This is a genomic window from Aerococcus sp. L_32, assembly GCF_050689315.1.
In genome coordinates, this window is the sequence record NZ_JBOEQF010001054.1 from 1 (window position 1) to 641 (window position 641).

At 39.9% G+C, this 641-nt stretch carries 1 protein-coding gene; it reads right to left on the reverse strand.

The annotated features are described in order from the left end of the window. The coding region (locus tag ACRCJ0_RS18155; protein WP_431391532.1) for a carboxylesterase family protein at nt 1-528 on the reverse strand (528 nt) is incomplete at its 3' end. Between the last annotated feature and the right edge of the window lie 113 nt (nt 529-641).

Consider the following 641-nt stretch of genomic DNA (forward strand, 5'->3'; position numbering starts at 1 on the left):
GAGACGGTAATTCACTGAAACAACAAGGGCATCCTGTGAACTTACGAAGGATTTCCCTGAAATTTCCTGAGCCTGTCCTGTCTGATTATTTCCTCCATGGATATAGACGAGAACTGGCAAATCCTCCGTTTCATTATTTGGCCGATAGATGTCCAAATTCAATGCGTCTTCTGACCCAGTAACGCCATCTGCTCCTGCTTGTAAAGCGACAACACCCGCCTGAGTTGCATCAAGAGTTTCAGACCAAGGTTGAGGATCAGTTGGTGCTTGCCATCGATTTTCTCCTGAAGTGTCGCCACCATAAGGAATCCCTTGCCAAATAAGCGCCTCATCCTCTTCATAACCCTTAACACTACCAAACTGTGTTTCACGAATAAGTAAATCGGATGCGAGTGTTTCAGAACTAGCGATATTTTCACTTGTTATATCTGTCGCATTTGATTCTGTGCTATTTTGTTGATTACATCCAGCTAACGTTAGAAGTATTATAACCAAAACCACCCATTTCATTTTATTTAAATTTTTCATTATTATCCCCCCACTAAAGATTTTTTTAACCCATTCCTTATCTAAACAATTTTGAGGGTCAGTAATTCAACGCTGATTAATCTAAAATATTAGCACCATTTGATTGAATGACG